The 26,852-nt window shown below is 60.2% G+C and carries 24 protein-coding genes; 13 read left to right on the forward strand and 11 right to left on the reverse strand.

The genetic code is table 11. The features are described 5' to 3' along the window. The first annotated feature begins 14 nt into the window (after nucleotides 1-14). On the forward strand, nucleotides 15-1,268 hold the full coding sequence (gene waaA / locus HPT27_RS07385; RefSeq protein WP_172241119.1) for a lipid IV(A) 3-deoxy-D-manno-octulosonic acid transferase: 1,254 nt from the start codon (nucleotides 15-17) through the stop codon (nucleotides 1,266-1,268). A 100-nt stretch (nucleotides 1,269-1,368) separates the two neighbouring features. Next, nucleotides 1,369-1,932, forward strand: a complete 564-nt coding sequence (locus tag HPT27_RS07390; protein ID WP_172241122.1) for a hypothetical protein — start codon at nucleotides 1,369-1,371, stop codon at nucleotides 1,930-1,932. Nucleotides 1,933-1,984: 52 nt separating this feature from the next. Here the strand turns inward: HPT27_RS07390 and HPT27_RS07395 are convergent, their stop codons facing one another. Further along, nucleotides 1,985-2,584, reverse strand: a complete 600-nt coding sequence (locus HPT27_RS07395) for an acyl carrier protein phosphodiesterase (protein ID WP_172241125.1) — start codon at nucleotides 2,582-2,584, stop codon at nucleotides 1,985-1,987. A 253-nt stretch (nucleotides 2,585-2,837) separates the two neighbouring features. Here HPT27_RS07395 and HPT27_RS07400 point away from each other — a divergent pair, with 253 nt between their 5' ends. From HPT27_RS07400 to HPT27_RS07435, 8 genes are all read left to right on the forward strand, one after another. After that, entirely contained in the window at nucleotides 2,838-3,071 is a 234-nt protein-coding gene (locus HPT27_RS07400; RefSeq protein WP_172241128.1) for a hypothetical protein, read from the forward strand. A gap of 191 nt (nucleotides 3,072-3,262) precedes the next feature. Next, the gene (miaB, locus tag HPT27_RS07405) at nucleotides 3,263-4,651 is read left to right on the forward strand and encodes a tRNA (N6-isopentenyl adenosine(37)-C2)-methylthiotransferase MiaB (protein ID WP_172241131.1); all 1,389 of its coding nucleotides are present in this window, start codon (nucleotides 3,263-3,265) and stop codon (nucleotides 4,649-4,651) included. Continuing rightward, nucleotides 4,648-5,688 carry a PhoH family protein gene (locus HPT27_RS07410; protein ID WP_172241134.1) on the forward strand — a complete coding sequence of 347 codons (1,041 nt, stop codon included), beginning with the start codon at nucleotides 4,648-4,650 and terminating at the stop codon, nucleotides 5,686-5,688. Before miaB ends, HPT27_RS07410 begins: the two co-directional genes overlap by 4 nt. 2 nt (nucleotides 5,689-5,690) lie before the next feature. After that, nucleotides 5,691-6,176 (forward strand): rRNA maturation RNase YbeY, encoded by a 486-nt coding sequence (gene ybeY, locus HPT27_RS07415; protein WP_235950980.1) that lies wholly within the window; start codon nucleotides 5,691-5,693, stop codon nucleotides 6,174-6,176. 10 nt (nucleotides 6,177-6,186) lie between these two features. Beyond that, nucleotides 6,187-7,068, forward strand: coding sequence for an HlyC/CorC family transporter (locus HPT27_RS07420; RefSeq protein ID WP_172241139.1), 882 nt, complete (start codon nucleotides 6,187-6,189; stop codon nucleotides 7,066-7,068). A 238-nt stretch (nucleotides 7,069-7,306) separates the two neighbouring features. Continuing rightward, nucleotides 7,307-8,854 (forward strand): apolipoprotein N-acyltransferase, encoded by a 1,548-nt coding sequence (lnt, locus tag HPT27_RS07425; RefSeq protein ID WP_172241142.1) that lies wholly within the window; start codon nucleotides 7,307-7,309, stop codon nucleotides 8,852-8,854. Between the two features lie 188 nt (nucleotides 8,855-9,042). Further along, a complete protein-coding gene (gene htpX, locus HPT27_RS07430; RefSeq protein WP_328820709.1) occupies nucleotides 9,043-9,924 on the forward strand; it encodes a protease HtpX in 882 nt (293 codons plus the stop codon). Nucleotides 9,925-10,011: 87 nt separating this feature from the next. Beyond that, nucleotides 10,012-10,263, forward strand: coding sequence for a YceK/YidQ family lipoprotein (locus HPT27_RS07435; RefSeq protein ID WP_172241148.1), 252 nt, complete (start codon nucleotides 10,012-10,014; stop codon nucleotides 10,261-10,263). 72 nt (nucleotides 10,264-10,335) lie between these two features. Here HPT27_RS07435 and ettA read toward each other — a convergent pair whose 3' ends face one another. Further along, nucleotides 10,336-12,003 carry an energy-dependent translational throttle protein EttA gene (ettA, locus tag HPT27_RS07440; protein WP_172245171.1) on the reverse strand — a complete coding sequence of 556 codons (1,668 nt, stop codon included), beginning with the start codon at nucleotides 12,001-12,003 and terminating at the stop codon, nucleotides 10,336-10,338. Nucleotides 12,004-12,181: 178 nt separating this feature from the next. Here ettA and HPT27_RS19060 point away from each other — a divergent pair, with 178 nt between their 5' ends. Beyond that, on the forward strand, nucleotides 12,182-13,798 hold the full coding sequence (locus tag HPT27_RS19060) for a peptidylprolyl isomerase (protein ID WP_211197889.1): 1,617 nt from the start codon (nucleotides 12,182-12,184) through the stop codon (nucleotides 13,796-13,798). 130 nt (nucleotides 13,799-13,928) lie between these two features. Further along, nucleotides 13,929-17,408, forward strand: a complete 3,480-nt coding sequence (locus tag HPT27_RS07450) for a bifunctional diguanylate cyclase/phosphodiesterase (protein ID WP_172241151.1) — start codon at nucleotides 13,929-13,931, stop codon at nucleotides 17,406-17,408. A 45-nt stretch (nucleotides 17,409-17,453) separates the two neighbouring features. On the opposite strand, the gene HPT27_RS07455 is transcribed toward HPT27_RS07450, so the two are convergent. The 9 genes from HPT27_RS07455 to HPT27_RS07495 form a co-directional block, all read right to left on the reverse strand. After that, on the reverse strand, nucleotides 17,454-18,026 hold the full coding sequence (locus tag HPT27_RS07455; RefSeq protein WP_172241154.1) for a DUF3833 domain-containing protein: 573 nt from the start codon (nucleotides 18,024-18,026) through the stop codon (nucleotides 17,454-17,456). Further along, on the reverse strand, nucleotides 18,023-18,556 hold the full coding sequence (locus tag HPT27_RS07460) for a chalcone isomerase family protein (RefSeq protein ID WP_172241157.1): 534 nt from the start codon (nucleotides 18,554-18,556) through the stop codon (nucleotides 18,023-18,025). The genes HPT27_RS07455 and HPT27_RS07460 overlap by 4 nt, the downstream gene beginning before the upstream one ends. Further along, entirely contained in the window at nucleotides 18,537-19,298 is a 762-nt protein-coding gene (locus HPT27_RS07465; RefSeq protein ID WP_172241160.1) for a DUF2878 domain-containing protein, read from the reverse strand. Before HPT27_RS07465 ends, HPT27_RS07460 begins: the two co-directional genes overlap by 20 nt. Next, nucleotides 19,277-20,527 (reverse strand): SAM-dependent methyltransferase, encoded by a 1,251-nt coding sequence (locus tag HPT27_RS07470; protein ID WP_172241163.1) that lies wholly within the window; start codon nucleotides 20,525-20,527, stop codon nucleotides 19,277-19,279. Before HPT27_RS07470 ends, HPT27_RS07465 begins: the two co-directional genes overlap by 22 nt. Beyond that, nucleotides 20,524-21,348, reverse strand: a complete 825-nt coding sequence (locus HPT27_RS07475) for a DUF1365 domain-containing protein (protein WP_172241165.1) — start codon at nucleotides 21,346-21,348, stop codon at nucleotides 20,524-20,526. The genes HPT27_RS07470 and HPT27_RS07475 overlap by 4 nt, the downstream gene beginning before the upstream one ends. Continuing rightward, entirely contained in the window at nucleotides 21,348-22,604 is a 1,257-nt protein-coding gene (locus HPT27_RS07480; RefSeq protein WP_172241168.1) for an NAD(P)/FAD-dependent oxidoreductase, read from the reverse strand. The genes HPT27_RS07475 and HPT27_RS07480 overlap by 1 nt, the downstream gene beginning before the upstream one ends. Continuing rightward, nucleotides 22,601-23,365, reverse strand: coding sequence for an SDR family NAD(P)-dependent oxidoreductase (locus HPT27_RS07485; protein WP_172241171.1), 765 nt, complete (start codon nucleotides 23,363-23,365; stop codon nucleotides 22,601-22,603). Before HPT27_RS07485 ends, HPT27_RS07480 begins: the two co-directional genes overlap by 4 nt. Next, nucleotides 23,362-23,778: a nuclear transport factor 2 family protein gene (locus tag HPT27_RS07490; RefSeq protein ID WP_172241174.1), complete on the reverse strand. Its 417-nt coding sequence runs from the start codon at nucleotides 23,776-23,778 to the stop codon at nucleotides 23,362-23,364. Before HPT27_RS07490 ends, HPT27_RS07485 begins: the two co-directional genes overlap by 4 nt. Before the next feature lie 123 nt (nucleotides 23,779-23,901). Further along, nucleotides 23,902-25,311, reverse strand: a complete 1,410-nt coding sequence (locus tag HPT27_RS07495; protein WP_172241177.1) for a cryptochrome/photolyase family protein — start codon at nucleotides 25,309-25,311, stop codon at nucleotides 23,902-23,904. A gap of 185 nt (nucleotides 25,312-25,496) precedes the next feature. Here HPT27_RS07495 and HPT27_RS07500 point away from each other — a divergent pair, with 185 nt between their 5' ends. Further along, entirely contained in the window at nucleotides 25,497-26,804 is a 1,308-nt protein-coding gene (locus tag HPT27_RS07500) for an aspartyl/asparaginyl beta-hydroxylase domain-containing protein (RefSeq protein ID WP_172241180.1), read from the forward strand. Nucleotides 26,805-26,852 lie beyond the last annotated feature (48 nt).

The raw sequence follows: 26,852 nt of genomic DNA on the forward strand, positions 1-26,852 counted from the left end.
CCGCTTTGATCGCTATGCGTTGGTTGTACACGCTGGTCTTTTTTCTGCTGATGCCATTTGTTCTGCTGCGTTTGTGGTGGCGTGGCCGCGCCAACCCCGGCTACCGGCAACGCTGGGCCGAACGCTTCGCCCGTTTGCCAGCGCTGAAAACCGGTGGCATCTGGGTGCATGCGGTTTCGGTCGGCGAAACGCTGGCGGCGGTACCGCTGATCAAAGCCTTGCAGCAACGTTATCCGCAACTGCCGATCACCGTCACCACCACCACGCCGACCGGTTCGGAGCGGGTCAAGGCAGCCTTTGGTGGCAGCGTGCAGCATGTTTACGGCCCTTATGATCTGCCGTGGCTGGTCGCCCGGTTTCTGCGCACGGTGCAACCGCGGCTGTGCCTGATCATGGAAACCGAATTGTGGCCGAATCTGTTGGCTGGTTGCGCCACGGCAAGGGTGCCGGTGGTGCTGGTCAATGCCCGCTTGTCCAAGCGTTCGGCACGTGGTTACAGCAAGGTGGGCTTACTCACTCGCGACATGCTGCAGCACCTGACGTTGATTGCCGCGCAAGAGCGCAGCGACGCCCGCCGCTTTCGTCGCTTGGGCGTTTCTGCGGCGCAGGTGGTTGTGACCGGCAGTATCAAAACCGATGTCACGGTGACGGACGCGCAACGCGCACTCGGTGCCAGCTTGCGCGAGCAGCTTGGTGCGCAGCGCTATGTCGTGATCGCCGCCAGCACCCACGCCGGCGAAGACGAGCTGGTGCTCGATGCCTTTGCCCAATTGCGCGCCAAGGTGCAGAACGCTGCGCTGATTCTGGTGCCACGCCATCCGGAACGTTTCGATGCCGTTGCCGCGCTGGTGCAGCAACGCGGTTTTGTCACTGCGCGGCGCAGTCGCGCCGATGTCAGCGCACAAACGCAGGTGCTGGTCGGTGACAGCATGGGCGAGCTGATGGGCCTGTATGCAGCGGCCGATGTCGCGTTTGTCGGCGGCTCCTTGGTGCCAACCGGCGGTCACAATTTGCTCGAGCCGGCCGCGCTCGCCATACCAATCCTGCAAGGCCCGCACAGCTTCAATTTTGCCATGCAGACGCGACGCTTTCGTCGGGCTGGCGCTCTGGTCGAGGTCAGCTCGGCCGAGCAGTTAGCACAATGCTGGCAGCGATGGGCGGACCCGGCGATACGAGAATTCGTGGGGCAGAAAGCGCTGGCGGAATTGAATACGCTGCGTGGCAGTTTGGAGCGGGTATTGGTGCGAATAGAGGGGTTCCTAGTCTGAAAAAGTCACCCATGTCTTACCGATGCTTGCTGTGGCCTCTCTGCGCCAAATGCCATTTCAGGTTGCTAAATGAGAAAAATATTCGTTTTGAGGTTAACCAATGCTTTCAGATGAAGAGATCGAACGGCTTCTCGCGCAACGCTCGATATCCAATACGTTTCCATGGGCGGATGAGTCACCTTCTGTAGTGGAGTCATTTTATAAGGGAGTCTGCTCAGGCGCTGATCGGAAATTGGGGACTAAGTCGAGAGTTGAATGGAATCACTATGGCTCTGGCTATGCATCATTTGTTGATGCTTGGTTTTATAAGTCAACAGATGGCTTTTTTTTTGAATATCCAGGAAAGTTCGGTGAGGCCTACCATGGCCTAGCCGTCCTGCTTTGTCGTCTAGCACCGTACTTTGTCTTGTTACAGGGTGAAAAGACCTGGGCGGAAAGAGGGGGTAGCAGCTACATGCCAACTTTTGAGTGCATAGATGAATTTAAAACTCCAGCTGTGTCTTCGCTAGCCATCGAAATGCAAGATGTTCTTGAGGGTTATGGACTTGTGCGATTGAAAAAAGAAGATCTTGCAAAGCGAATAGACCCAAAATTTCAGGTCTTCACGAACCTTTCAGATCGTCCTTATACTGAGTTCGATGCACTGTTTTACTGGGAGGACTAAAGCACTGCGGAGCCTTATGAGAAGTACAGCCAAACAAATTTTGAACCGTGTTTTATCTATTGATCTGCACCAACCGCGCCCACTCCTCTTCGGCAAACCCGATCAACTCCGGATAAAACCGCTCAAATCGTTCCTGCCACTGTGGCAACAACGGCAACACCACCGGCCCGGCCTCCGCCAAGGGATTGTTTCGCTTCAATCGACTACCAATTCCCATCAAGGCGCGGCCGATCGACAGCGGGTTTTCGTATCGCTCCAGCAGCCGTTGGCTGACGATGTAATCGAGCCGGCCACGGGTGGCTTCTGGCGCTAATTCACGATACTGGGCGATGGCGGCGTAAACCTTTGCCGCCAGTGAGGGCAGCGGTTCGTGATGCCAGCGGGCAAAGTCCTTGCTGAGCAGATGATCAAATGCGACATCAACGATGATGCCGGCATAGCGGCGCAGCGGCGGTTGCAGCAGGTTCTTGGCGGCGATGACGTATGGGTGGTTGTCGGTATAGCGGTCGATGGCGCGGTGCAGCCGGACCGAGCGAGCCACCTCGGCGGGCAGGGCGGACAGGTCCGGACCGTGGATCAGATCGCCGAGCAGGGCGCCGGCCAGCGCTTCGGCGGTCGGCGGCACCAGGCAGCAGTGGGCCAGATAGTTCATCCAACCGTCCTCGACACACGCCTTGGCCGTCGCGGCGCAACGTCGTGGCAGGGCGGCGGATTGGCACAAGCGAGGGTGTTCATGCTGGCAGCTTAGCGCGCCTTGCGCAGCCGTGCTGGTTCGGGGAAAAACCCTACAAATTGCGGGATTGCCGGTAAGTGACTACCCTCTGTGCAGGCCTGATATTCCGGCCCACGGCGACGTTTGCCGCCGCCAAGCCGGCCGTTTGGGAGGGCCCGCAATGAGCAGCAACATGCAAATTTGGCTGGACCAGCGCAGCGCCACGTTGTTGGCCGAACTGAATGCGCTGCCGTTTACCGATGATCACGACCTGAAAAAGGCCGCACTGATTAAGCGGGCCTTTCGTGATGTGGCCGGCGAGCTGGTCCGGCGCAGCGCGGAACGGGCCATCGCCGACATGGTTTCGGAACAGGCCATGGCCATCGATCCGGCGCTGACGGCACCCGCCGCGGTCTCGCGCCGCTGAGCACCGCACCGACCGACCGCACCAGGTGCTGGAACCCAAAACCGGCAGTACCGGCATCAGACTGGCCGCCCGACACAGAACCCGCGTGCCGCTTGCCCGGCCATGACCGGCGCCAAGGGCGCATGGACCGCCACCTGCCGGCCGGCTGATGCTAAAATCGCCGCCCTTTTTCTTCAGCCTCCGATGTCCGCATGAGCAATACCCCTGATCCCCGGCCAGCGCCAGTTGACGCGTCGCAGCCGACCCAAAAAGTCTTCATCAAGACCTGGGGCTGCCAGATGAACGAGTACGACTCGTCGCGAATGGCCGATTTGCTCAAGGATGCGCACGGCCTGGTGGCGACCGACAACCCGGCTGAAGCCGATGTCATTCTGCTGAATACCTGCTCGATTCGGGAAAAAGCCCAGGAGAAAGTGTTCTCGCAATTGGGCGAATGGCGCGAGCTGAAAGACAAGAATCCGAATCTGCTGATTGGCGTTGGTGGCTGTGTCGCGTCGCAGGAAGGCGAGAATATTCGCAAGCGGGCGCCCTACGTTGATGTCGTGTTCGGGCCGCAGACGCTGCACCGCTTGCCGGAAATGATCAATCAGGTCCGCAGCCAGCACATTCCGGCGGTCGATATCTCGTTTCCGGAAATCGAAAAATTTGATCGGCTGCCAGAAGCCAGTGTCGATGGTCCGAGCGCGCTGGTCTCGATCATGGAGGGCTGCAACAAGTACTGCACGTTCTGCGTGGTGCCCTATACCCGCGGTCCGGAAGTGTCGCGGCCGCTCGATGATGTGCTGGCCGAGGTGCTGAGCTTGGCCGAGCGTGGCGTGCGCGAAATCAATTTCCTCGGTCAGAACGTCAATGCCTATCGCGGTGCCAAGCACGACGGTGGCGAGGCCGATCTGGCTGAGCTCATCGAGCTGACCGCGTCGATTCCGCAAATTGGCCGTATCCGTTTCACGACTTCACATCCGGTCGAATTCTCCGAGCGCTTGATTGAAGTCTATGGCCGGGTGCCGAAGCTGGTGTCGCATCTGCATCTGCCGATTCAAAGCGGTTCCGACCGCATTCTGGCGGCCATGAAGCGCGGCCACACCGTGCTGGAATACAAATCGAAAATCCGCAAGCTGCGGGCGATCCGGCCGGACATTTCGCTGTCGACCGATTTGATCGTCGGCTTCCCCGGTGAAACCGACGCCGACTTCGAAGCGACCATGAAGCTGGTTGCCGAGATCAATTACGACGTCTCCTTCAGTTTTATTTACAGCCCGCGTCCGGGCACGCCAGCCGGCGATCTGGCTGACGACACCCCGGCCGAACGCAAACAGCAGCGGCTGCAATTGCTGCAGCACCGATTGAACCAACAGGCGCAAGATATCGCTCGCAAAATGGTCGGCACCGAGCAGGTCATTCTGGTCGAACGGCCGAGCACCAAAGATCCGCTGCAGATTTGTGGCCGTACCGAGAACAACCGGCTGGTCAATTTCCCCGGCTCGCACGCGCTGATTGGCCAGTTCGTTACCGTTCGCATCACCCAGGCGATGACCAACAGCCTGCGCGGCGAACTGATCGATAAGGTAATTGCCGCTTGAGTAATCTGCATACCCTGGATTTCACGCTGGAGCCGCTCGACAACGATCGGCTGGCGGCGGTTGCCGGCCAGCTAGATGAAAACCTGCGCCAGATCGAGCGTCGGCTCGGGGTCGAAATCAACAACCGCAGCAACCAGTTCCGCATCATCGGTGAGCGCGAGCACACCGAAGCGGCTGCCGATGTGGTGCAGAGCCTGTTTGAGCTGAGCGAAAGCCAGGCCGCCATTTCCCGCGCGGATCTGCATCTGCTGCTGCAGCAGTATCGCGTTCGCGATGACCGGGAAGAACGCAGCCGCGGTGACGATTTCACGGTTTATACCAAACGCGGTCCGATCAAGGCCCGCAACAAGGCGCAAGCCGAATACATCGACAGCATCCGTCGTCACGATATCAGTTTCGGCATTGGTCCGGCCGGTACCGGCAAGACCTATCTGGCGGTCGCCTGCGCGGTGGACGCGCTGGAGCGGCAGCAGGTGCGGCGCATCGTGTTGACCCGCCCGGCCGTTGAAGCCGGGGAAAAGCTCGGCTTTTTGCCCGGTGACCTGGCCCAGAAAGTCGATCCGTATCTGCGTCCGTTGTATGACGCGCTGTATGAAATGCTCGGCTTCGAAAAAGTGGCCAAGTACATGGAGCGCAATGTCATCGAAGTGGCGCCGCTGGCCTTCATGCGCGGGCGCACGCTCAATGAATCGTTTGTGATTCTCGATGAAAGCCAGAACACCACCATCGAACAGATGAAGATGCTGCTGACCCGCATCGGCTTTGATTCGCGCGCGGTCATCACCGGCGACATCACCCAGATCGATCTGCCGCGCAAGAGCCAGAGCGGCCTGCGTCATGCCATCGAGGTGTTGAAGGGCATCGATTCGGTCGGTTTCAATTTCTTCTCGGCCGATGATGTGGTGCGGCATCCGGTGGTCATGAAAGTGGTGCGCGCCTATGAGCATTGGGAGCGCAAGCAGGCCCTGCTGAAAGAGGCCAATGAACAGGCCGCGCACGAGCCGAGTGAAAAATCCGACAAGGGGACGCTGCCATGAGCCTGCGTTTGACGCTTGCGGTACAGCGCGCCTCGCGCCGCCGCGACATTCCGTCTGATCTGCTGCTCAAGCGCTGGGCCCGCGCTGCGTTGCAACACGTCGCCGACTATGCCGATGGCGCGTTCGAGTTGACCATTCGCGTCGTCAACGACGCCGAAAGTCAGGCGCTGAACCGCGACTACCGCGGCAAGGACAAGCCGACCAATGTGCTGAGCTTCCCGTTTGATCCGCCGGCCTTCGACCTGCCGGGCCAGGTGAGTAAGCACTACCTTGGCGATTTGGCCATTTGTGCCGGCGTGGTTGCCAGCGAAGCGGCCGAGCAGGAAAAAGTGCTTCATCACCATTGGGCGCATATGGTGGTACACGGTGTCCTGCATCTGCTAGGCTACGACCACATCAAGAATTCTGAAGCCGTGAAAATGGAAGCGCTGGAACGCACCATTTTGGCTTCGCTGAAGATTCCCGATCCCTACGCCGGAGAGCGTTAAAAGCCTTTCTATGTCTGACGACTCTAGTAGTACCCCACGCCAAATTCCGCGTCGCCGCAACTGGTTCCACCGCCTGCTCGACGCGCTCCAACCCGGCCTGCAAAATCGCGATGAACTGCTCGACAGTCTGCGCGAGGCCGCCGACACCAATGTGGTCGACCGCGATACCCTGACCATGCTTGAAGGTGTGCTGAGCGTGGCCGAGCTGCGCGTGCGCGACATCATGATTCCGCGCTCGCAGATGGTGGTGCTCGATGCCGATGCCGATCTCGCCGAGTTGCTGCCCAAGGTGGTCGAGTCGGGCCATTCCCGCTACCCGGTCATCGGCGCCTCGCGCGATCAGGTTGACGGCATTTTGCTGGCCAAGGATTTGCTGCAGTTCAGTTTGCTGTCGCCGGAGCAGGCGCGCGAACAATTCGATATCCATGAAATCTTGCGGCCCGCGCTGGTGGTGCCGGAAAGCAAGCGGCTCGACAGCCTGCTGCGCGAGTTTCGCAGCAGTCGCAATCACATGGCGATGGTGGTCGACGAATACGGCGGCATGTCCGGACTCATCACCATCGAAGATGTGCTGGAGCAAATCGTTGGCGAGATTGCCGACGAATACGATTTTGACGACGCCGAGGAATACCTGCGTCAGCTTGGCGACAACGAATGGCATGTCCGCGCCGACATGGAACTGGAAGACTTCAATCAACAGTTCAGCACCGAACTGGATGAAGAAGAGTTCGATACCATCGGTGGCGCGGTGGCCAATCAGTTCGGCCATTTGCCGCAGCGCGGTGAACAACTGGTGATGGCCGGTTATGAGCTGACGGTGCTGGCCAGTGACAGCCGCCGCATCAAACTGTTGAAGATAAAGAAAAAGCCGCCGGCGGCGCTGCCGAGCTGAGTGCTGTCGCGCTGAGCGAGGCTGTTTTGCACCGATCAGCATCGAGTGGTTCAGCGCAGAAAAAACCGAAACCGAGAACGGGCCGATTGCGGCCCGTTGCTTTACCGGAACTGTCATACCCGAAATGTCATACCCGGAATGCTGCTGACTGAAATGTCGTTAACCGGACTGTCATTCCCCCGATTGCTGTTAACTAAGGAACAGCAGTGCTGTTCTCGCTAAGGATTGATCGCACACCATGCAGGCATTTCTTTCCCGTTGGCTGATGACGCTGATACCGGTGCTGGCCGGCGCGCTATTTCCCTTGGCATTCGCGCCCATTGCACTGCCATGGTTTGCGTTGTTGTCACTGACTCTGCTGCTGCTCAGCTGGCAGCACGCGACCGCCAAACAGGCCGCATGGCGCGGCTTTCTCTGGGGCTTTGCCGCGTTTGTGGTCGGCGTCTCCTGGGTCCACGTTGCGATCCGCGATTTTGGCGAAGCGCCGCTGGCGCTGTCGCTGTTTCTGACCGGTGGCATGGTGGCGATCTTGGCGCTGTTTCCGGCGCTGGCCGGTTGGGCCTTGGTGCGATGTTTTCCAACGGCAAGCGCGCGCCTGATCGCCTTTGCGCCGTTGTGGGTGCTGGCCGAGTACTTGCGCGGCCATGTCTTCAGTGGGTTTCCGTGGTTGTTTGCCGGCTACAGCCAAACCGATACCTGGCTTGGCAACTTGCTGCCGCTGCTCGGTGTTTATGGCGCCAGTCTGGCGGTGGCGTTGCTGGCCGCGCTGCTCCTTTTGGTCGCGAAACCGCAGCCGGGTCAGCGTCGGATCCATTTTGTCGCGCGTGTCACGACCGCGCTGGTGCTGGTGTTGCTGTTGACACCGGTCAGCAGCAAACCGGCTCAGCAAGCAGAAACGACGACGGCGGCGCCGTCGCTGTCGGTGGCGCTGGTGCAGGCCAATATCGAACAGAGCCTGAAATGGCAACCGGAGCAATTGAATCGCATTCTGAATCAGTATCAGCAGCTGACCACGCCGCTGCTGGGTAAAGTCGATGCCGTGATCTGGCCGGAAGCCGCCATCCCGTCGTTCGCCCATTATCTCGGCGATTATTTTCCGAATCTGGATGCGGCCGCGCGCGCCAGCAACACCGCGCTGGTGACCGGCTTGCCGGTGCAGGATGCGGATGGTCGCTACTTCAATTCCATTGTCGGCTATGGCACCGCGGCTGGCCGTTACGACAAACGCCATCTGGTGCCGTTTGGTGAATATGTGCCATTCCAGTCGATGCTGCGCGGCTTGTTCGCATTCTTCAATTTGCCGATGTCAGGATTCAGCGAGGGCGAACACGGCGCGGTCATGACGGTGGCCGGACAAAAAATGGTTGGCGCCGTGTGTTATGAAATTGCCTACCCGGAACTGGTGCGCGACAACGTGCTGAGCTTGCGCGGTGACCCGGGCTATCTGTTGACGGTCAGCAACGATGCCTGGTTTGGCGGCAGCTGGGGGCCTTGGCAGCATTTGCAGATCGCCCGTACCCGTGCCATGGAAAATGGTCTGCCAGTGATCCGCGCCACGGTCACCGGCGTCAGCGCAATCATCGATGCCGATGGCCGCATTCAGCACAGCCTGCCACAGTTTGAAACCGCTATCCTGCGCGCCCGTATCAGTGCGGCAAAACCTGACACGTTGTGGGTGCATTGGGGCCTGTGGCCGGTGTCAATTTTGATCGCTTTGTTACTGGGTGTTGCCTGGGGGAGTTCGCGCCGCGTTTTGCGGTCTCAAGCCTTGCAATCCAGACTATAGTCCCCACCACCGCTGCGACAATGGCGTGAATGCCCGGTGTGAAGATGTCGTGTTGGGTGCGGCTTGTTGATCAATGATTATTGAGTAGTGATTGCTGGCTGATTGCTGTTGTTTGACCGTATCTGTTTTCAGTCGCCGCCAATCCCTCGTGCCTGCGGCGGGCACAACTGCAATTTCTGGAGTCATGCATCATGCGTATCGTGCTGTTCCTGTTGACCAACCTGGCAGTGATGCTGGTCGCGGGCTTGGTACTCAGCGTATTGGGTGTCGGCCGCTATGTTGGCCCCGGTGGCTTGAATCTGATGAACCTGCTGGTGGTCTGTGCCGTGTTCGGCATGACCGGCTCGTTCATTTCTCTGCTGATCTCCAAATGGATGGCAAAGCGCTCGATGGGCGTGCAGATCATCGAACAGCCGCGTACCGCTGAAGAGCGCTGGCTGGTCGATACGGTGGCCGAGCTGGCGCACAAAGCCGGTATCGGTATGCCGGAAGTAGGTATTTTCCCGTCGCATCAGTCGAATGCGTTTGCCACCGGCTGGAACAAGAACAATGCGTTGGTCGCAGTCAGTGAAGGCCTGTTGCGCCGGTTTTCGCGCGACGAAGTCAAAGCCGTGCTCGGTCATGAGATTGGTCACGTGGCCAATGGTGACATGGTGACCTTGACTTTGATTCAAGGTGTGGTGAATACCTTTGTCATGTTCTTTGCCCGTATCATTGGTTATGCCGTCGACAGTTTTCTGCGCAAGGACAACGACAGCCGTGGCCCCGGTATCGGCTTCTACATCGCCACCTTTGTTGCCGAAATGGTGCTTGGCATTCTGGCCTCGATGATCGTCGCCTGGTTCTCCCGTCGGCGTGAATTCCGCGCCGACGAAGCGGGCGCGACACTGACCAGCAAATTTGCCATGACCGCGGCGCTGCAGCGGCTGATGGCCGAATCCGGCCAGCCGGTGGACATGCCGGCCGAGATGACCGCGTTTGGTCTGCGCAGTGGCACTGGTATTGCGGAGCTGTTTGCGACCCATCCGCCGCTGGAGGTCCGGATCCGGGCGCTGCAGAACTTGTCGTAAGCCTCTGCACACGGACAACATTAAGGCGCCATTCAGGCGCCTTTTGTTTTACTTCGCGTCTGGATTCGGTAAACCGGACGTAAGCCGATGCGCATGTTACTGCTGGTAGGAGTGTTGGGGCTATCTGGATGCTCGACGGCCTATGTGCATGTCGCGCAACCCGCAGAGCTGCATCCCTATAAAGGCAGTCAGCAGGCCATCACCGAAATTGGCCGTTCCTGGGGACGGCCGGTGGTGCCCGGTGAGGTGCTGGTGCGCTCGGCGGTGGATTTGCCACTTTGTCTGGTCGCCGATACCGTGCTGCTCCCGATCGACTTTCTGATCATGTTGGGTCACTAAACATTGGCTGACCACACAAAACAAAACCCCGCGGTAGCGGGGTTTTGTTTTTGCGGTAGCGCAGCGCGAATCTCAACGTTCGATCGGCTTGTACTTCAAGCGATGTGGCTGATCCGCTTCCACGCCCAGACGGCGTTTCTTGTCGGCTTCGTAGTCGGCATAGTTGCCTTCGAACCAGACCACTTGCGAATCGCCTTCAAACGCCAGAATGTGTGTCGCGACGCGGTCGAGGAACCAGCGATCGTGTGAGATGACCACAGCGCAGCCGGCGAACGACAGCAGGGCTTCTTCCAGCGCGCGCAGGGTTTCGACGTCCAGATCGTTGGTCGGTTCGTCCAGCAGCAGCACGTTGCCGCCGCTTTTCAGCAGCTTGGCCAGATGCAAACGGTTGCGCTCGCCACCGGACAAGTCTTTCACCCACTTCTGCTGATCGCTGCCCTTGAAATTGAAGCGGCCGATATAGGCCCGCGACGGCATGGTGAAATTGCCGATGGTGATCAGATCCAGACCGTCGGAAATTTCTTCCCAGACCGTCTTGTTCGGGTCGAGGCTGTCGCGCGACTGATCGACATAGGCCAGCTTGACGGTGTCGCCAATGCGCAGCTCGCCACCATCCGGTTTTTCTTCACCGGTGATCATTTTGAACAGGGTCGATTTACCGGCGCCGTTCGGGCCGATGATGCCGACAATGCCGCCCGGCGGCAGATTGAAACTCAGGTTGTCGTACAGCATCTTGTCGCCGAAGGATTTCTTCAGGCCTTTGGCTTCGACCACCAGATTGCCGAGACGCGGTCCCGGCGGAATGTACAGTTCCTGGGTTTCGTTGCGCTTCTGGAATTCCACGCTCGACAACTCTTCAAAGCGCTGCACGCGGGCCTTGTTCTTGGCCTGCCGCGCTTTCGGATTTTGCCGGACCCATTCCAGTTCTTCTTTCATGGCCTTCATGTGCGAGGCTTCGGCGCGCTCTTCCTGAATCAGGCGGGCCTGCTTCTGTTCCAGCCACGAGGAATAATTGCCTTCCCACGGAATGCCGTGGCCGCGGTCGAGTTCGAGAATCCAGCTGGCGACGTTGTCGAGGAAATAACGATCGTGGGTGACCGCGATAACGGTACCGGGGAAATCGTGCAGGAAGCGTTCGAGCCAGGCGACCGATTCGGCATCCAGATGGTTGGTCGGTTCGTCGAGCAGGATCATGTCCGGCTTGCTGAGCAGCAGTTTGCACAGGGCGACACGACGCTTTTCCCCGCCAGAAAGATTCTTGACGTCGGCATCCCACGGCGGCAGGCGAAGCGCGTCGGCGGCGATTTCCAGTTTGCGATCGATGTCGTCACCGCCGTTGGCAGCGAGGAAGGTTTCCAGCTCGCCTTGTTCTTTCGCCAGCTTGTCGAAATCGGCATCCGGTTCGGCGTAGGCGGCGTAAACCGCATCGAGCTTGGCTTTGGCGGTGAAAATGTCGGCGACCGCTTCTTCGATGTTGCCGCGCACGGTTTTGTCGTTGTTGAGCTGTGGCTCCTGGGCGAGATAACCGATCTTGGTGCCGGTCAGCGCGCGTGCTTCGCCGTCGAACTCTTTGTCGACGCCGGCCATGATTTTCAGCACGGTGGATTTGCCGGCGCCGTTCAGACCGAGCACGCCGATTTTGGCGCCCGGGAAAAACGACAGCGAAATGTCCTTGATGATGGTGCGTTTCGGGGGCACGACCTTGCTGACCCGATGCATCGTATAAATGTATTGCGCCACTGACGCGTCCTCGACTGAAGGAAAAAAAACGCCGGCATTGTACCTGATGCCGACCGCGCCGATGCCGGCCAGCGCAATGCGGGTGCCAGTCGCGGGCACGACCTGCCGACCGGCTTCCCGGCCTTGATGGCCTCTGCTACCGTGCCGGATATCTGGTACTGCTAGTGGAAACCCTGCCATGGCCCGTTCGCTTTGCTTTCCGTTATCCCGACGCTGCCGCACCGGCTCGGCACTGTTGGTCGGTGGCTTGCTGCTGGCGCAGGTCGCGCTGGCGGTGGCTTCGGCCGATGCCGGGACCGTGGCCGCCGCGGCCGAGGCCAGCGATCGGCGTGATGGCGCCGCCGCGATTTGGCCGGTCGCGCTCGCCAATAACAATCCGGACGAACTGGTGCTGGCGGTGCGGGCGCTGGGCCGGCTCGGTGGCGACAGTGTGGTGCCGGCGCTGTTGCCGCTGCTGCAGCACCCGGCCGCCTCGGTGCGTGCCGAGACCGCATTTGCGCTGGCCATCGCCGGCGCCGAAGCTGACGCAGTCCAGCAGGAAGTCGAGCAGGGGCTGCTCAGTCAACTCAGCAAGGAAGGGGAGTTCAATGTCCGGGTGACGCTGCTGCGTGCGCTGGGCAATTGCGGCAGCGAGGCGACCCAGTTGCTGCTGCGGGATTATTGGCGCGCGGGCGCCAAGCCCGTCACCGAGCCAGTCGCCGAGCAAGCGGCTTGGGCACAGGCCACCGGCTTGCTGTGGAGCTATCGGCGGGCGGCGTTGACGGCCATCGACCCAGTTCTGGTGAAGCAGTTGATTGTGGCCAGCAGCAAGGCCGAACCGGTCGGTGAAATGGCCGCGTTTGCTCTGGCTCGTGGTCGCAAGGAGCCGGCCGTGCAGGCGCAGGCAAAGGCGCTGCAGCAGGCGTTTGCCACCAGTCAATCGGCCAGCGCCCGGATTTTTCTGTTGCGGGCGCTGAGCCAGACCGTTACCGAGCGGAACAGCAAACGTTGGCTGCAGGCCCAGCAGCGCAATCGCGTCGGCGGTCGCACGCTGAACGCCAACGAACGCATTGAATTGCAGACCCTGCTGGCGGGCCAGCTGCAGGGCCCGGCCCTGCGCGAAGCCGTGGCGCGGGCGCTGCGCTCAGCGGCCAGCGCGGAGCGGGTGGCGGTGCTGCAAACCTTGTTGAACAGGCCGGCCGAGCTCGAACCGCTGCGTGATCTACTGCAGAGCCAGCAGCAATTGCAGCCGACCGACAGTGCCTGGCTGGCGCCGCTGCTGCAGCCGCCAACTGGAGCGGAGGCCGGCGGCAATGCAACCGGCAGTGAAGCCGACAGCGAAAGCCAGGAACCGGCGGCGCCAACGCTGAGCTATGCCGAAGCCGAGCGCGCGGTCGGGCGCCGGTTTCGCTTGCACACGGTGCGCGGTGCCATCGATATCGTGCTGTTGCCGGAAGCGGTGTACACCGCCGCCAACTTCGCCAAATTGGCCGATAGCGGTTTCTACAACGGCACGGTTTTTCATCGCGTCATCGGCAATTTTGTTGCTCAGGGCGGCGACCCGACTGCAACCGGCGATGGCGGCCCGGGCTGGCGTATCCGGGAAGAGTTGTCGCAATTGCCGCATGCACCGGGCTATATCGGCGTTGCCACCTCCGGCAAAGATACCGGCGGCTCGCAATTTTTTATCAACACCGGCCGCAATCCCCATCTGGATTGGCATTACACGGTATTTGCCAAAGTCGAAGCCGGCCTGGACGTGGCGATGGCGCTGCGACAAATGGATACATTGCTGGCCGTGACGCCGCTGCCGTGATGCCACTGTGACGGAATTCTGCGTACGGTCGCGCCGCCGCGGAAATTTCGCTGCGAAATTGCGGTCACCGCACTGACATCAGCCGCTTGCCAGCTAGACTTTGTGGTCAGTCAGGCAAGGGAACATGCACGTGTCGGAGTCAGTCAGCGGGAATTCGCCAGCAGCAACGCTGCCACTTGCCTTGCCATGGCCACAGCTGGTCGCGCTGGTGTTGCTGTATGCGTTGCTCGGTTACATCGGTCTGCGTTTCGGTGATGGCAGCGGGCTGGTTTCCACGGTGTGGCCGGCATCCGGTTTGGCTGCTGCGCTGGCGCTGGTGTCGGGCCCGCGGGCCTTGTGGGTTCCGTTTGCCGGCAACCTGCTGCTGATGTTCTTTTCTTCGCTGTCCTTCGATATTCCTGCGCTCAACGCCATCGGTATCGCCATCGGCTGCGCGGCAGCCAATACCGGCGAGGCCTGGTTCATTCAGCGCGTCAGTGGTGGCTATGGTCCGAGCAAGCTGAACGACACGCCGGCATTGTTGCGCTTCATGGTATTGGCGGCGCCGGTCGGCAGTTTCTTCAGTGCCTTGGTCGGCATTGCAACCTTGTTGGCGTTCGCCGGTAAACCGACCCTCGATCCCGGCACCCGCTTGGTGCTGTGGTGGAGCGGCGATATGGTCGGCTGTTTGCTGATCGCCCCGGTGTTGCTGACCTTGGCCTGGCGACGGGCTTCCGCGCAGCAGTTTCTCGAATTCATCAGCCTGATGGTGCTGGTCTCGTTCTATCTGTTTGCGCTGCTGACGCCGGCCTTGGCCAATACCGGTTGGCAGGCACTGCTGGCGCCGATCGGTTTGCCACTGTTGTTCTGGGCCGTGGTGCGGCTGCGCTTTTTCTATCTGAATCTGTTGTTGCTGCTGGTCGGCATGGTGTTTGTGGTGGTGCACTTTCAGGGCCGCGGGCCGTTTCAGCTCGGCACGCCGTTGTACTCGCATCTGGCGCTGCAGTTTTTTCTGGTCAGTTTGCAAGTCACCACGCTGCTGGCGGCAACGCTGCTGCGCGAACGCCGTCAGCTGAATCTGGATTTGCGACAAGTCAACCAGCAGCTCGAACAGCAAGTGCGGGAGCGCACCTTGACCATTCAGCAGCAATCGACCCGGCTGCGGGAAATTGTTGATGCGCTGCCGCTGTATCTGAGCGTGCGGACGAAAACCGGTGAGGTGTTGATTGCCAACCGCGCAATGCGGCAACTCGGTGAGTCCGAGCCGGACTGGCTGCAGCAGGCGCGCGAGACGGTAAACCCGACCAGTCAAGCTGTTCTGGATGTCACCGGCAGCGTGCAGGATTCACATGGCCAGCTACGCTTGCTGCAAGCCCAGGTGTTGCCGCTGCACGATGCGGAAAAACAGGCCGTGCTGGTGCTGGCGCAAGACGTCACCGAACGTACCCGGCAACAGCAAATTGAGCAGTTGCATGTGCGGGTATTGCAACGGCTGACTGACGGCACGTCGCTGGCTGCGGTGCTGGCGCACGTGGTGCAAGTAGTCGAATCGATGGAACCGGAATTGTTGGCGTCGATTCTACTGGTTGATCATCAGCGTGGCGTCATTCGTCATGCCGCTGCCGGTCGCTTGCCGGCTTTTTACTGTGAGGCCATCGACGGTATCGCGATTGGCCACGGCGTCGGCAGTTGCGGTACCGCAGCGGCAATCGGTCAGCGGGTGATTGTCGGTGATATTGCGACCGACCCGCTCTGGCAGGACTACACCGAATTGGCGGCGCGCGCCGGTCTTGCTGCGTGCTGGTCCGAGCCGGTAAAGGGTAGCAATGGTCAGGTGCTGGCCACCTTTGCGTTGTACACCCGACAGCCGGCGTTGCCGACACCTGCGCAATTGCAATTGATTGATTCGGTGGCGGCGCTGGTTCGCCTGGCCATCGAGCGGCACCGTGCCCAGCAACATTTGCGTCAGCTTTCGCGCGCCATCGAACAAACCGCCAGCGCGGTCATGCTGTGCGATGCCCGCGGCGTCATCGAGTATGTCAACGCCAGCTTCAGTCAAATGCTGGGCCAAACGGCGGAGCAGGCGCAGGGCCAATCGGCCTTGCAGTTGATGCTGCCGGATGACGCCGACGGCCAACTGGTGCGCGATGCCATTTCCTTGTCATTGCAAGAAGGGCGAGGTTGGCAGGGCGAATTCATTGGCTGTCGTCGTGACGGTAATAAACTGTGGTTGCATGCCTCGCTGTCGCCGATCAGTAACGGCACCGGCCAGATTGAAAATGTGGTCGCGGTGCTGGAAGACATCAGCTCGTACAAACAGGCGCAGGCAAAAGTGGAATACCTCGCCTTCCACGATGCGCTGACCGGGCTTGCCAACCGCCGGTTGTTCCTGTTGCGGCTGGAAGAAGAAGTGCGACGCTTGCGCCGTGCCGGCGGCATGGCGGCGCTGCTGTTTTTTGATCTCGACGAATTCAAACGCATCAACGACACCCTCGGTCACGAAGCCGGCGATGATCTGCTCAAGCAAATTGCCCAGCGTCTGCAACGCCATGTTCGCGAAGACGATCTGGTGGCCCGGTTGGGCGGCGACGAGTTCTGCCTGCTGCTCGGCAATCTGAACGACAGCATCGAGGCGGGATCGCTGGCGCGAAAACTGATGACCACGGTGGCGGCGCCGATGGTGCTGGCCGAGCACACGCTGTCGGTATCGAGCAGCGTCGGCATTACCCTGCTGCCACTCGATGGCGACAAGGCCGATGTGCTGCTACGCAACGCCGATCTGGCGATGTACCGCGCCAAGGCGGAAGGCAAGGACCGGTTTGTGTTTTTCGCGCCGGAAATGAACGACGTCAGCCGCGAGCGGCTGCAACTGGAAATGGAGTTGCGCCGTGGTCTGGAACCGGGTGCCGAACCGAGCCAATTCCGCTTGCATTACCAGCCCATCGTGACGATGCCGGATGCACGCCTGACCGGCTACGAAGTGCTGCTGCGCTGGCAGCATCCCGAGCGTGGTTTGTTGAGTCCGGATGCGTTCATCCCGGTGGCCGAACACACCGGTTTGATCGTTCCGCTCGGGGAGTTGGTGTTACGCCAAGCCTTGCAAGACTTGCCGGCACTGCAGCGGCAAGCGTCGGGCCTGAAAGTGTCGGTCAACGTGTCCGCGCGGCAACTGCGGGAAGTGGGTTTTGGTGCCCGCGTCGCCAGGCTGATGACGGAAGCTGCGGTCACTGCCGGTACCCTGCAACTGGAAATCACCGAAAGTCTGTTGCTGGAGCGCAGTGCCATCACGGAACAGAATCTGGAGGCGCTGGTGGCGGCGGGGGCGCGCGTGGTGATCGATGATTTTGGCACCGGCTATACCTCGTTCAGCCAATTGCGCGAGCTGCCCATTCACGGCATCAAACTGGATCGGATGTTTGTGCGCGAGCTGCCGGGCAATGAAGACGATGCCGCGATCATTTCTGCGTTGATCGCCATGGCGCGCCAGCTGCATCTGGATGTGGTGGCCGAAGGCGTGGAGACGGAAGCGCAGCGCGACTTTCTGGTGGCGCGCGGCTGTCAGCTTGGTCAGGGCTGGTTGTTTGGTCGACCAGCGCCGCTGACGAGCGCTACCGACGCGGGTAAAAGCTAAGCACTCGGCGTTTCACGGCTCAGCACAGTGTGCCGAATGACCGAGCTACTTCGCCTCGACCTGTTTTTCGAAGAACAGCGTGATCTCGCCAACGTCGATGCCGAACTTGCTCATCCGCGCTTTGTTGAACAGGCGTTGCTCGTCCTGCAGGAACATCCAGTCATCAAACGCAATGTCATAACTGCTGCCATCGACCGGCAGCCGCAGGGTATAGGACCAGCGCAGCGCGTTGCCGGCCAGCTCACCGACCGCTTCGCCGATGACATCGTCGGCACGGCCGCGATAATGTAAATCATCGATGCGGGTCAGGGTCCAGCGGCGGAACTGCTTTTCACCGTCAGCAAAGACAAACTGCTCGTCCAGCGTGCCGGTATCGCCTTGCCAGCGACAATCAATATCCACGGTGAACCGACGGGTTACCGCACCGCGATAATCCTGCACCATGCCCCAGGCGCGAACCTTGCCGGAAAAATACTGGCGCAGATCGAGTTTTGGCAGCTGCCCTTCGTAGCGGGTAATGGCCGGTGTGCAGCCGGACAGCAGCATCGCCGCCAGCAAACTCGCACACAGCAGATGCCACAGTCGGACATGCCCGCGGTAAATAAAACGGTTTCTCATGGCGCTTTACCGAGCAGTTGGTTTCTGAGTGTCGGCTCGCTGCTGTCCGGATGCAGCCAGATGGCGGCGAAGCGACTGGCGAACTGCGGATCGTCAATGCGACCGAGCAATTGATTGTTGTAATAGAACCCGGCATTGCCGTTGGCATCGACATACAGCACCAGACAGTCGCCCGCTTTTACATTCGGCCAGAGCGTGCGCAAACCCGGTAACCAGTTTTTGGCGCGTTCATCGAGCAAGCCGAGTTTCTGCCAGGCCGTCGCAGTCGCGTCGACCAGATCAGCGGCGTCGATATCGTGGGCATAAATGATTTGCAGGGCAAACGGCGTCGGTACTGTGCCATCACTTGGCAAGGGCGCTGTCGTTGCCCAGGTGCTGGCGTCGTAAACGCGAAAGCCAAGCCAGCGCAAGGTGCCGGCGCCGACCTGCTGCAGCCCGGTGCGGTCCGGAAGATTGAGCTCGGCGTGCGCCGGCAGTGCGGCGAGCAGCCAGCACAAGGCCAGTAGCGATTTAATGTTGGTTCGTGACATCAACGGTCTCGCGCGTTGCCTGCAATCGCTGCCAGTAGCCACACCAGATCCATGGCAACAGCAGCCAACCACTCAACAGCAAAACGGCGTACAGCCCCGGCCGAACAATGCTGACTGCGCCCAATTGCGCACCTGCGAGATACGCGAGCGGGCCGGCGATTGCGAGTGACAGCATTTGTTGGCGCTGACGAGTCAGCCATTGCCACAGCCCTGGCAGCGAGAGAGCAAAGCTGAGCCAGAGCAGTACCAGCCAGAGGGGAATGCCGATCAAGGCGCCATCGCGAAAGCTCGCCGCACCAGTCGCCACTGTCACTGCATCCAACAGCAGGCCGCTGCCGGTAACAACAAGCGCGAATTTCACCGTGTCGAACTGGACCGCCCGAACGAAGCGCTGCAGCAGCAATTGCAGTGACAACTGCAGCAGCAGGGCCATCGACGCGGCGAAGTTGCCATACAGCACCGCCGCCCACCAAGTCGCTTGTGCCGACAACCCAATCAGCAGCCCAAGTACTAGCGGCGTCAGGCGGTAATCGGAGCCGTGAAAAAACGGACCGCGATAAAAAGAAGCGCCGCGAGCAGGGGGCTGGCTGCCCGCATTCCGATGCGTCTTGTCCTCACAAAGCACTTCAGTGGCGCCGCGCCCAGTGGATGTGCCGACATGGTCACTCTTCTCGGTTCTGACCGTGGTATCGGCCATGCTGATCATGTCGAGCATGACGGTCAGGCCGAGGCGATGCCGCAACGCGGCTTGTGCATCAGCATGTGGGCGCAGCTGATCACGCGTTCGCGGAACGCGCCTTCGCAATAGCAGAGATAGTATTCCCACATCCGGACAAAGCGTTCGTCATAACCGAGCGCACGGATGTCATTCAGTTTGTCATGGAAACGCGCGCGCCAGTCACGCAAGGTGCGGGCGTAGTGCAGACCAAGGTCCTCATGATGCACCAGCCGGAAGTCGGTCTCGTCGCGCAGGCATTCGGCAATGCGGGTGTTGGAGGGCAAAGCGCCACCAGGAAAAATGTAACGTTGAATAAAGTCGACATTTTTTGCCGCATAGTCATAGCGTTGGTCAGCTATGGTGATGCTCTGCAGCAGGAAGGCACCATTGGCCTTGAGCAAACTACTGCACTTGCGAAAGTACTGTGGCAAAAATTTGAGGCCGACCGCCTCAATCATCTCGACCGAAACCAGTTTGTCATACTGACCGCTCAAATCGCGGTAGTCCTCCAGCAGCAACTCGACCCGATCAGCGACGCCCGCGCGGTCAATCCTCTCGCGGGCCATGGCATGCTGCTCGCGGGAAATGGTTGTGGTGGTGATCTTGCAGCCGAACTGCTGTGCCAGGTACACACTCAGACCGCCCCAGCCAGAGCCAATTTCCAGAACATGGTCGGTTGGTTTTAGTTGCAGCTTCTCGCCGATACGCTGCAGCTTGAATTGTGCGGCATGGTCAAGGCCGCTGTCTGCTTGCGGATAGATGGCGCTGGAATACATCATCAGGGGGTCAAGCCAGAGCGCGAACATGTCATTGCCGAGATCGTAATGGGCGGCGATATTCTTTCGCGCCTGTTCATGGGTATTGCGATGCCACCAGTGCAAGCCCTTGCGCGCCAGCTCAGTAAAGAAGGCTACTTTCCCCTCCATCTGATCAAGCAAGGTGAGATTGCGCGCGAACAGCTGAACGAGTGAAGTCAGATCGCTGCAGCGCCAGTCGCCGGCCATGTAACTTTCGGCAGCACCAATGCTACCGCCGAGGGCAATTTCCGCCCAGGCGTTCGGGTGCAGTATGTGCAGCTCAGCATGCAGTTCGGCAGCGCTGGCGTCGCCAAAGCAGGCGTGCTGGCCATCTTCATGGACCACCACAACGCCACTTTGCAGCGCCTGCAGTTTGTCCAGAATTGCCGCGCGGCAACGGTTGATCAGCAAACTGTCGCGGCGTGGCAGCCGCTGACTGTCGATATGCACACTCATGTCACGCGCTCCGGCGAGTTCGGTGTTGGCGAAGGATGGCCACTCGGCACACCGCTGATGATGGTCGCCGGACGATGTGGCCCGGGGTGACCGTAGAAGCGGGCGCGACGCAGCAACAATTTGACGGCTTGCCAGTAAATGCCGGCCAGCGTTTTCAGCCCTTGTGGCCAGTGCTGCCACAGCTCGCGCTGCAGCAGTGCCGGCGTCAGTTCAGCGTGGCGCTGCAGCGCCAGTACGGCCCGAAATACCGTTACGCCGGCGCGCTCGTTTCGGATCAATACGTTCAGCTGCTCGCCGGGCAGCTGCAATTGCCAGTGATACGCCATATCCATTGGCAGGAAAGGCGAGACATGGAACTGCTTGGCGTGCTCTGCACTCGACCCGGCGGTGTCGGCATGACGCAGATCCAGCGCGTAACAATGCCTTTGCAGCCACGGCGTGTTGCGCACTTCGGCCAGCACAAACTCCAGTGTGTTGCCGTCGGTGCCGTAGCAGTAATACAGCGTCAGGGGATTGAACCCGATGCCGAACACGCGTGGTGCAGTCAGCATGCGGATGGGGCCGGTCGGTGTTACGCCGAGTTGGCTGCTGACTTCATCACGCACGGCTTGTGCCAGCGATGCGGTCTCGGGTCGCAGGTAATCGCGCCGACGCAGCCAGCCAATGGCGGGTTTTTGCCATGACCAACCGCGGCTGCGAGCAAACAAGTCCGCCAGCTCATCCAGATCCAGCCACAGCAGCCGCATTCGGTAGGCAAAGCGGTGTGCCGGCGCCAGATCACGGCGATGGGTCAGTATCCCGGTGTAAAGCGCGCTCTGCATTACCGGCTTTCCTGCAGCTGGTTGACCACGCGCGCAGCACTGCGCACGCCGTCTTCATGAAAACCGAAGCCCCAATAGGCGCCGCAATAATGACTGCGCCGGACGCCGCTGATTTCCCCATGTCGCAGCTGCGCCGCCACCGCTGCCTTGCTGAACTGCGGATGGGCATAGCGATAGCGGCCAAGCACCTGCTCCGGCGCAATCGCACCGGAGCGGTTCAGCGTGACACAGAAGGTTTCCGGTGCCTGAATACCCTGCAGCATGTTCATGTTGTAGGTCAGTGTAGGCAGGGCACTGCCGGTCGGCTCATCGCCCAGCAGATAATTCCAGGCTGCCCAGGCGCGTGGCGTTTTTGGCAGCAAGCGCTGATCGGTGTGCAACACCACTTCGCTTTCCTGATAGGGAATCGCGGCCAGAACTTGCGATTCTTCCGGCGACGGATCGGTGAGCAGCTGCAAGGCCTCGTCGGAGTGGCAGGCAAAAATCACCTGATCAAAGTGCTCACGGCGATCATCCGCAAAAGTCAATTCAACCGAGTCGCTGTGCCGCCGCACCCAGCGCACTGGCGTGCCGGACTGCACGGTGGCCGGCAGCCGTTGCAGTAGGGCCTCGACGTAACGGCGGCTGCCACCTTCGATGACATACCACTGCGGTCGATCGCTGACATTCAACAGGCCATGGTTGTCGCAAAATTGCAGGAAGAAGCCGAGCGGAAACTGGCTGACCTCGCGCAGCGGCGTTGACCAGATGGCCGCCGTCATCGGCGCCAGATAATGGCTGACCACGTCACCAGCAAAGCCGTGTTGCTGCAGAAAGCCGGCCAGTGTCTGTTCATTGTTAATGGCCTGGTCGCGCAGCACCGCTTTGGCCAGGGCATTGAAGCGCAGGATGTCGCGCAACAATTTCCAGAACCGTGGTGACAGCAGGTTGCGGCGCTGGGCAAACAAGGTGTTGAGGTTGTGGCCGTTGTATTCCAGCCCGCTGCGCGCACAGCTGACACTGAAACTCATGTCGGTGGCCTTCCGGCCCACCTGCAACTCCTCAAGGAATTGCAGAAACAGCGGATAGGTGCGGTCGTTGCAAACGATGAAGCCGGTATCAACGGCATAGCGACCACTGGCGACCGTGACGTCAACCGTATGGGTATGCCCGCCAACATAGTTGTTGGCTTCGAAAACGCTGACCTGATGTGACGGTGCCAGACGCCAGGCCGCATACAAGCCAGAAATGCCACCACCAATAATTGCCAGTTTCACGCGCGCACCAACTGTCCGGTAAGTTTTTGTTGTAGATCCAACGGCAGCGACGCGACTGCTTTCAGCAGACGGGTGAAGCGGCGGGGAAAATGAATTTCTTTTTTGTTGCGGCGCAGGCCGGCGACAATTTCGGCGGCGGCCTGCTCGGCGCTGATTTGGCAGGGCATGGCAAAATCATTGCGATCAGTCAGCGGGGTTTTGACAAAGCCGGGGCAGATGACATTGACGCTGATCCCGTGTGGCCGCAGGTCAAGCCGCAGCGCGTGCAGGAAATAGCTCATCGCTGCCTTGGAAGCACCATAGGCCTCAGCGCGCGGCAACGGCAGATAGGCCGCCGAACTGGATACCGCGGCGATCTGCGGCGCGTTCCCCTGCTTCAGCAAGGGCATGACGGCTTCCAGACAATGTGCCAGACCGAAAAAATTGGTTGCCATGACCCGTTCGACCAGATCCGCGTCAACCTGGCCATCATTCAGGTATTCACAGCTGCCGGCGTTGTAGATCACGGTATCGAGACCACCAAAGTGCTGCCCGATGCGACGCACGGCTGCACTGATGTCGTCCTTGCGGGTGACATCACAAGGCACAACCAACTCTTGATCCGGAAATTCTGCCGCCAATTCGCCCAGCGCCGCAGTGCGCCGGGCAGACAGCGCGACGTGATGACCTTCGCTCAGCAGCTGTCGTGCAAGCGCATGACCGATGCCGGTGCTGGCGCCGATGACCCAGATCCGCCGTTGTTGTTGCCGATCCCAGCTCATGCAATGCGTTCCTTGATCCGGCGGATGGCCCAGCCGATGACCGGCACTTGCTCGTAGAGCAGCGCGCCAGCGTCAAAGAAATCGCGGTGCAGGCTGATGCGGTCGGTGAATTCGAGCTCGGTGACGCCGGGCACATGCAAGGTGCGGCCGCCATTGAGCCGCGGATGGGAAATCGACATGGTCCAGCGGATCAACGCCGACTGGTCATCGTGCAATACCCGTTCGAACTGGAAATCGCAGTGCCGGACGTTGCTGTACATGCCGGCGAAATAGGCTTTCAGTGCCGGCAGCCCTTCGATGCGGTGGAATGGATCGATAAACAGCACGTTGTCGGCATAGACACCCGACAACTGATCCAGATTGCCGGCGTGCAGGTTGCGGTACAGGTGCTGAACGTTTGCGACCAAATTCATATCCACTCCAGCATGGTTTTGTTGGGCTACTGCAGGGATTGACTGCCAGCCAGTGTGCCGTCTTGTGTGGTGCTTATCTAGCCGTGCCAGCGCCGATGCCAGATTGCAACGGCGCGGCCACTCTCAAAGCGCCAGCTCCTGCTGGTCCTGCCCCATCGGCTGGCCAGACAGTCGTTGAAAATGACCGATTGCCAATGCCCGGCTTTGCTTCAGATCGACCATCGGTGCGGGATAGCCACTGCGCTTGCCGGCCAGATGAATGCTGCGCGCCGACTCATTGCCGAGCTCTGGTATCCATGTACGGATAAACACGCCGTCCGGATCAAAACGCTGTGCCTGGGTCTCCGGATTGAAGACGCGGAAGTACGGCGCGGCGTCGGTACCGGTGGAGGCACTCCACTGCCAGCCGCCGTTATTCGCGGCAAATTCGCCGTCGATCAAGTGCTCAAGAAAGTAGCGTTCGCCCCAGCGCCAATCGATGAACAGGTTCTTGGTCAGAAAACTGGCGACAATCATCCGCAGACGGTTGTGCATCCAGCCGGTTTGGTTCAGACAACGCATGGCGGCATCGACGATCGGGATGCCGGTGCTGCCCTCACACCAGAGTTGAAATGCTGCTTTGTCGTAAGACCAGGGCAGCAAGTCGGTATCGGGTTTGAACGGCTTGCCTTTCGAGAGCCGTGGGATCTGCGCCATCAAATGCTGATAGAACTCACGCCACAACAGTTCATTGCGAAAGCCGGCACTGCCTTCGCTCGGTACCGCTGCCGCGGCTTGCCAGACTTGTCGTGGCGACAGCACGCCGAGCATCAAATACGGTGACAATCGACTGGTGCCGGCGTGATCGGGCCGGTCGCGCTCATCACGGTAATCGCCGATTGCCGTTTTGCAGAAACTCAGCAAGCGGCGCATGGCCGCCTGCTCACCGACGGGCCAGGCATCGCGGTCAAACGCCGCTTCGCCAGCAAAATGGTCGGGGACGGGATCGGCAGTGAGGGCATTGACCGGCTGCTTTTTCGGCGCCGGCAAGACGCCGATATTGGCCGGCAACCGCGCTTCGCAAGCACGTTTGAACGGTGTGTAAACGGTGTAGGGCTGCTGGGCTGCCGAGGTCAACACGCTGCCCGGCGGCAGCAACAGGTGATCGCAATAGCGATGGACGGCAATGCCGCATTTTTGCGCGCCGATCAGCAGGCGCTGATCCCGGTCCTGCTCGTGCACGCCGTATTCGTCGTTTATATACAGCTCGCTGACGGCATGGGCTTGGGCAAAGGCCAAGACGTCTTCAGCCTGGCCGACAACGTGTCGACTCTGCAGCAGTTTGAGCGGTATGCCGAGCGCTGCCAGCCCGCGTGCCAGCTCCTGCAAATGGGCCCGGACAAACGCCCGCTTCATCGGCGCCCAGAGATGTCGCTGCCACTGTGATTCGCTCAGGACGTACAGGGCGGTAACTGGACCATCGCCGGTGCAGGCAGCGTGCAGGGCGCTGTTGTCGGCGATGCGCAAATCGTGACGAAACCAGACCAGCTTCATTTGTTCTGCTCTTCGGTTAATCGGACGGCGGTAACGGCCGCCGTCCGCAGTGGCCAGCTGGGTAGAAATCGACCGCCACAGATTGCATCCAAGGTTGGTTATACGAGAGCCAACGGCGACTGGATCAGACCCTGCTATCTGTTATCGTGACGGCCTTGTTTGAACACGCTTGCCGATATCCATTCATGGCTCAGACTCCCGCCATCACCGCCGCCAACCGGCCCTTTGCCCGCCTGCTGGCCGAACAGGGGCAGCTGGAAAAAGCGGCGTACTTGTATTCGGCCCTGTTTGCCAACGATGCCGCTGATACCGAGGCCGCATTGTTTCTGTACCGCCGCGCGCAGCGGGCAGAACGCTGGCCGGAGGCACGCAATATTCTGGAGCGTGCGGTTGCTGCGGCGCCCACACAGGCGGAGCTGTGGTCGCAATTGGCGATGCTGCGTGATCATCAAGGTGATTTGGCCGGTGCGGCGGACGCCTTTGCTCAGGCCTGCCGGTTGCGGCCCGAGGATTTTGTCGCGCGACTGTTATGGGGCCATGTTGAAGAGCGGCGCAAGCGGCCGCGAGCCGCGCTCAGTCATTACTTTCAGGCCATCAGTGCCGCCCAACAGCAGCAGGAGTGGCGCGACCCGGCAACGACGCCAGCCAATTTGCGACCGCTCGTCGAGCATGCCATTCGTTATGTCGACAATCAAAGGCTGGCGATTTTCAGCCAACTGCTGACGCCGCTGGAAACCCAATACGGCCGCGATGCGCTCAAGCGCGTTCATGACTGTGTTGCGATGTACCTGCACCGGATCCCGCTGCAATACGGCGACAGCAGGCAGAAGCCGACGTTTCTGTATTTCCCCGGCTTGCCGCCAGAGCCGGTCTTCTCCCGCGAGCGCTTTCCTTGGCTGGAACAGTTCGAGGCCCAGGCCGACACCATTCGCGCCGAAATGCAGGCCATCCTGAATACCGACGCGGCGAACGAGCCGTTTCACCGCTATGAACGCCCGGAGCAGGGCGCGCATCTGATCCATGCCGGTCATGGCAAGCCGGCCTGGAATGCGTTTTTCTTTTTCCGGCACGGTCAGCGCATCGAAGCCAATCATCAGCGCTGCCCGCAGACGTCGGCTGTGCTGGCCGGTCTGCCGTTGGTGCACATTCGCGATCACGGCCCGGAGGTGTGCTTTTCGGTGCTGACCGCCGGCACCCATATCCTGCCGCACCGTGGCGTGACCAATATCCGCTCGGTATTGCATCTGGCGCTACAAATTCCCGCCCATTGTGCGTTGAACCTGATCGGCATAGAGGAAGTGCATTGGCACGCCGGCAAAGCCTTTGTGTTTGATGACTGCTACGAGCACGAGGCCTGGAATCGCAGCGACCAGACCCGGGTGATTCTGCTCGGCGATATCTGGAATCCGCATTTGCAGGAGGTCGAGCGGGCAGCGCTGACTGACCTGATTGGTGCAATCGGGGATATTCATGAGGATCAATGGCAGGAATAAGTCAGCTTCGCTATTGAATTCCATTTCTGGCAGCAACAAAAACGGCAC

This window comes from Permianibacter fluminis, assembly GCF_013179735.1.
In the GTDB taxonomy this organism is placed as follows: Bacteria; Pseudomonadota; Gammaproteobacteria; order Enterobacterales; family Permianibacteraceae; genus Permianibacter; species Permianibacter fluminis.